10 protein-coding genes are annotated in these 4523 nt (G+C 66.3%); 8 read left to right on the forward strand and 2 right to left on the reverse strand.

The window, feature by feature from the left end; translation table 11 throughout:
- From HNH97_RS15810 to HNH97_RS15845, 8 genes are all read left to right on the forward strand, one after another.
- A partial coding sequence (locus HNH97_RS15810) for a glycine-rich domain-containing protein (RefSeq protein WP_338085476.1) occupies positions 1-1330 on the forward strand: 1330 nt, incomplete at its 5' end.
- Positions 1331-1339: 9 nt separating this feature from the next.
- On the forward strand, positions 1340-1609 hold the full coding sequence (locus HNH97_RS15815; protein WP_171791516.1) for a hypothetical protein: 270 nt from the start codon (positions 1340-1342) through the stop codon (positions 1607-1609).
- Positions 1606-2013, forward strand: coding sequence for a structural protein (locus tag HNH97_RS15820; RefSeq protein WP_171791517.1), 408 nt, complete (start codon positions 1606-1608; stop codon positions 2011-2013). The genes HNH97_RS15815 and HNH97_RS15820 overlap by 4 nt, the downstream gene beginning before the upstream one ends.
- Positions 2014-2082: 69 nt before the next feature.
- Positions 2083-2553, forward strand: a complete 471-nt coding sequence (locus HNH97_RS15825; RefSeq protein WP_171791518.1) for a hypothetical protein — start codon at positions 2083-2085, stop codon at positions 2551-2553.
- Positions 2554-2573: 20 nt separating this feature from the next.
- Positions 2574-2894: a hypothetical protein gene (locus HNH97_RS15830; protein ID WP_110914600.1), complete on the forward strand. Its 321-nt coding sequence runs from the start codon at positions 2574-2576 to the stop codon at positions 2892-2894.
- Between the two features lie 169 nt (positions 2895-3063).
- Complete coding sequence (locus HNH97_RS15835) at positions 3064-3435, forward strand: hypothetical protein (RefSeq protein ID WP_407716782.1); 372 nt, start codon at positions 3064-3066, stop codon at positions 3433-3435.
- 4 nt (positions 3436-3439) lie between these two features.
- Positions 3440-3640 (forward strand): hypothetical protein, encoded by a 201-nt coding sequence (locus HNH97_RS15840; RefSeq protein ID WP_110914602.1) that lies wholly within the window; start codon positions 3440-3442, stop codon positions 3638-3640.
- The gene (locus tag HNH97_RS15845; RefSeq protein WP_171791519.1) at positions 3637-3774 is read left to right on the forward strand and encodes a hypothetical protein; all 138 of its coding nucleotides are present in this window, start codon (positions 3637-3639) and stop codon (positions 3772-3774) included. Before HNH97_RS15840 ends, HNH97_RS15845 begins: the two co-directional genes overlap by 4 nt.
- A 71-nt stretch (positions 3775-3845) precedes the next feature.
- On the opposite strand, the gene HNH97_RS15850 is transcribed toward HNH97_RS15845, so the two are convergent.
- Positions 3846-4052 carry a TOBE domain-containing protein gene (locus HNH97_RS15850; protein WP_171791520.1) on the reverse strand — a complete coding sequence of 69 codons (207 nt, stop codon included), beginning with the start codon at positions 4050-4052 and terminating at the stop codon, positions 3846-3848.
- Between the two features lie 86 nt (positions 4053-4138).
- Positions 4139-4523: hypothetical protein (locus tag HNH97_RS15855; RefSeq protein ID WP_216657689.1), on the reverse strand; the 385-nt coding region annotated here is incomplete at its 5' end.

Raw genomic sequence — 4523 nt, forward strand, 5'->3', positions numbered from 1 at the left:
GGTGTATTACGTCTCCACCACGGATGACAACATGACCACGCCGGGCGCCTCGGGGGCTGCGTGGCAGTCGCTGTTCACCGGGTTGCAGGCGTCGCTTGGCTTTACCCCGGTGCAGCAGGGCGGCGGTGTCTATCAGGCCGCGACCAAGGTTTTCGTGGGAAAGGATTCCACCTATTCCGGCCTGCGATATTCCTATCTGGACCCGAACAACAGCAATGCCCTGACAGAGGGCGGATACCTGGTATCGTCATACGGGACGATCCTGTCCGGTTCGACGCAGGTGGGCGACCTGACGATCAATTCCGACGGACGCCTTGCGTTCCAGTCCGTGAAGATGGCTGACGTTTACACCGTGTCGGCGAACCTGTCGGATGTAACGGCGGAAACGGCGCGGGCAGAGGCAGCGGAAGGCTCCCTTGTCTCTGGCACGCTTTCCATGGCGACGGGTGACTCGCAGGGGCAGGGCCTGCACTGGTCGGGCTCCCTCGGTGCGCCCATGTTCGCCTATGGCCCCGGTGCCGGGTCCACGACGGTCGTGCAGGTCGCGCTGGCCTCGCAACTCTCTGGTTATGTTGGCGGGGGCCTGACATCCGGCGGCAATTACAAGGGCGAAGAATTATATCTCGCCTCCAACGGGCATCCAACTTTTGCCTATGACGGCGGATCGCAACAGCTTGCCCTGCCGGGGGATATCGCAACCCCCATGCCCTTTGCATCGTCGGGCACCTATACGGTGGTGCAGGGCGTGTCGCGCATCTTCTTTGAGGCCGTGGGGGCCGGGGGTGCCGGGGGCATGTCCTCGGGTAATGAAAACACGGAATCCATCTATGCCGCTGGCGGGGGGGCTGGTGCCTACGCAAGGGGGTTCCTGGCCGTGTCGGCCGGGGACGTGGTTACTGTCGGCATCGGTTCCGGCGGTGTCTCCCCCACCCATACGACCGGCACGCCCACCTATGGCGGGTCAACCACGATCGCCATCAATGGCACCGTGGTGTTGACCTGCACGGGCGGGCAAAGCGGCGTCTGGAACGATGTCACCGACGCCGCCGGTGGGTCGGCCGGGAATGTGACCAGTGGGTCCGGCTGCACGGTCCAGTTGCAGTGTAACGGCGGATTTGGCGGCGATGGGCAGTCCGGGACCAATCTGGCCAAGGGGAATGGTGCCGCAGGCCCGTGGGGCGGTGCCGGACGCGCCGGTAATGGCGGCGGCGTCTCTGGCAACGGCCCCGGGGCCGGCGGGGGTGGCGCCTACAACGATACCACGACCAGCAACAATTATTACGGCGGATCGGGCGGCCCCGGATACGCCATCCTGACCACGGCCCCATAAGGATCAGCCATGTCCGAGACAACGACAGCCACGACCGCCACGGCATCCAGCATCCGGAACTACATCGTTTACCGAACGGTCGCATCCGGGGCCGAAGGCGTGGGGTATGTGCTCAACAGCATCCTGTGGGATGGGACCAGCACGTTTAACCCCGGCACGGGCCTGGCGCTGGCGCTGGATGCCGACGGGGCCTATCCGATCGGCAGTACCTACACCGCGCCGACTGCGACCACGACAGCCACGGCAGCCACGGCAGCCACGACGGGAAGCGCGACATGATCCCGCGCGGCATCCGCAACAACAATCCCGGCAACCTCGACTTCGTGGGGCAGGCGGGCGCGCATCTGGAAACCGGCGTGGCCGACCCGCGCTTTGCCGCGTTCGCGACCATGGCGGACGGCATCCGCGCATTGCGTGACCAGTTGATCCGCTATGGCGAGCGTGGACTGACCACGGTGTCCGATATCGTGTGCGTCTATGCGCCAGCGTGTGAGAACGCGACGGGCGCGTATATTTCGGTGCTGTGCCAGAAAATGGGCGTTGGCCCCGACACCGTGCTGGACCTGCGCGACCCGGCCACGATGGCGCGCCTGATCTGCGGCATCGCCGTGGTGGAGAACGGGCCGGGGCACCTTGGTCTGACGCAGGTTGAACAGGCACTGGGGGCCGCGCCCGTCGCCTGATCCCCCCGCCGCACACCCCGCGCCCGCAACACCGCCCACCGGGGCGGTTTTTTATTGCCTGGAACACAGATGACCGAAGACCTGACGCCGGATGTGCACGGCATCCTTGAGGACCATGGGGAGCGTATCGGTTCCCTCGAACGCTGGCGCGATGGCGTGGACGGGAAGCTGGACGGCATCCGCCATGAACTCGGCGTCGTGCGGGCGGAGGGGCAGGCGCGCTCCGCCGCGTCCGCCGCCGCGATGGAGCGGCAGTCGCGCGACATACAGGACCTGACCCGCCAGTTGGCCGAACATACCGGCGCGCAGAAGGAGCGCAACCGCCTGGAGCAGGCCAAGCTGATGAAGGCGCGCATCGCCGAAAGCCGGTGGAAGAAGCGCGCCGCCGTCCTTGGCATCGTCTTCACGCTGCTGGCGACCGTCGGCGGCACCCTGCTGTCGAGCCAGACATGGGACGACTTCTTTTTCGCCAACGTCCCGTTCCTGCACCGCCACCATGCGATCACCGCCGCGCCGCCGCCCGCGCAAGACCTCGGCTGACACCATATTGAGGACCGATCATGGACCCTTCGACGCTGCTTTCCGAACTCCTGCCCTTCATCCCCGCGCCCTATGTCGGCGCGGTGGTGGACTGGGTCTCCTTCGTTATTGCGGCGTCCGCGCTGCTGGTGCGGTACTGGCGCCCGCCTGCCGCCGGGTCACGCGCGGCGGCGGTGTGGGTGGTCGTGTCCGCCATGGCGCAGGCGCGCGGGTGGAACGCGCCCGCGTACCAGCCGGACCGCAAGGCGCTGATGGTGCCAAAGGACACGCCCCGCGCCGCCGCCGCCGCCACGCTGGGCCTGCGTCCCGACGCGACGCGCCCCGACCGGCCATCTGCCTGAATCCCCATCCGCGTGACTCCGTGGTGTGACGCCAGCCATCAGGGCTGGTGGTCGATCCGGCCAGCGCCACGCCCGTGCTCTTACACGCGGATTCTTAATGACCCGTATTCGTATCGCAACACAAAGGCCCGACATGCCCATATTGCCAAAACCCGGTCCCGTCCTGCCCATGCTCATGCTGTGCGGCCTTGCCGCCTGCGCCAGCAGCGCGCAGGGGAAGCTGAAACAGTCGGTCTATGACATCGACAGCGCCTATCACGTCGCGGCCGAACCGATGCCCGACGTGATGGCGGGGAAAATGCCGGGCGTCACCCTGACGGACGCGGAAAAGACGCTGGTGAAGTCCGCCAGCCAGAGCGTGTTCAACGAGATCACGTCGCTTGAAACCTCCATCGAGGGTGGGAAGTCCATCACCGCCACCGCCGTATCCGCGCTGGAGACGGACTTCGCCTCGTTCGAGGTCTGCTGGACCGGCGTGAAGGCCGGGCAGCAGCCTTCGGCCTGTGCCGACATCGCAACCACCACCACAACGGGGAACTGACACCATGGACGCAACGGAAATCGGCGCGATCGCCAGTGCGGCGAGCGCGGTCCTCGCCCTGATCGAGAAATATGGCCCCGACGTGTGGACCACGATCAAGGAAGCGGTGGAGACCAGCACAAGCACCACCGGCCCCACCGTGGCGGAGATCGAGGCGATCTATGCCAGGTGCAAGGCCGACAACGCGGCGATACAGGCGTCGTGAGCATCCTTGTCGCGGGCCTGCTGCTTGGCTTTGCGGGTGGTTTTGCCTCGGCCGGGTGTGGGGTGGCGCTGTTCATGTGGCGCCGCCGCCGCCGGGCGCGGGCGGTCACGATGGCGCTGGGGCCGTCGGAGTGAACGTTCGGGGGAGGAGGTGTTCGTTTTGGAAAAAAGGAAGCCCCCACCTGCAATGAGGTGGGGGAGCGGGATCAGACGGCCACCATGACGTCTGACGCCTTGATGATGGCCTTGACGGGTTCCCCGACCCTGAGTTGCAGGTCGGCCACGGCTTCGTTGGTGATGGAGGCGGTGATGATCGTGCCGTCGCCGATGTCGATGCTGACATGTGATGTGGTCGCGCCCTTGGTGATCTTGCTGACGGTTCCGCCGATCTGGTTGCGTGCGCTGATTTTCATGATATTCCCTGGCTCCGGTAACGATATCGTCTGGTGATATCCGGCCCCTGTGTAATCACGAAACGCGGTGCGTGGCAAACCGGCCCCTATCGGGCGGGGGTGTCGCCGCGCAGGCGGCGCAGCAGGGTGTCGATGCGGCCCGTATGCGGTTTTGCGTCCTTTACGGGGCGGCCATCCGCGTCATCCATGGGATAGCGCGGAAGGTCCGGATACGCCCGGCACAGCGCCAGCCACAGGCGGGCCAGCAACTGGCGCTTTTCCTGGCATGACCGGGCCAGCGCCTGCACCCGGCGCAACTGCGCCACCGCCACCGGGTCACGCAGGCGCACGCGCGGGCGCAAATCCTCCGCCATGGTGACGATGGCGGCGGAACTCCGGTCGATCTGCGCCAGCACCGCGCCATAGGCGTCGATGATCCGTTGTGTGTCCATGTCCCTGTCTTCCCCTGTCATGGCATGGGCGGGCGGGGCG

Origin of the sequence: Gluconacetobacter entanii (assembly GCF_013155425.1) — a bacterium.
Taxonomy (GTDB): Bacteria; Pseudomonadota; Alphaproteobacteria; order Acetobacterales; family Acetobacteraceae; genus Novacetimonas; species Novacetimonas entanii.

What these genes read in the sequence shown, in the direction of transcription:
- HNH97_RS15815 (WP_171791516.1), top strand. Translation starts at nt 1,340, where the DNA reads ATGTCCGAGACAACGACAGCCACGACCGCCACGGCATCCAGCATCCGG.
- HNH97_RS15830 (WP_110914600.1), top strand. Translation starts at nt 2,574, where the DNA reads ATGGACCCTTCGACGCTGCTTTCCGAACTCCTGCCCTTCATCCCCGCG.
- HNH97_RS15820 (WP_171791517.1), top strand. Translation starts at nt 1,606, where the DNA reads ATGATCCCGCGCGGCATCCGCAACAACAATCCCGGCAACCTCGACTTC.
- HNH97_RS15840 (WP_110914602.1), top strand. Translation starts at nt 3,440, where the DNA reads ATGGACGCAACGGAAATCGGCGCGATCGCCAGTGCGGCGAGCGCGGTC.
- HNH97_RS15835 (WP_407716782.1), top strand. Translation starts at nt 3,064, where the DNA reads ATGCTCATGCTGTGCGGCCTTGCCGCCTGCGCCAGCAGCGCGCAGGGG.
- HNH97_RS15850 (WP_171791520.1), bottom strand. Translation starts at nt 4,052, where the DNA reads ATGAAAATCAGCGCACGCAACCAGATCGGCGGAACCGTCAGCAAGATC.
- HNH97_RS15825 (WP_171791518.1), top strand. Translation starts at nt 2,083, where the DNA reads ATGACCGAAGACCTGACGCCGGATGTGCACGGCATCCTTGAGGACCAT.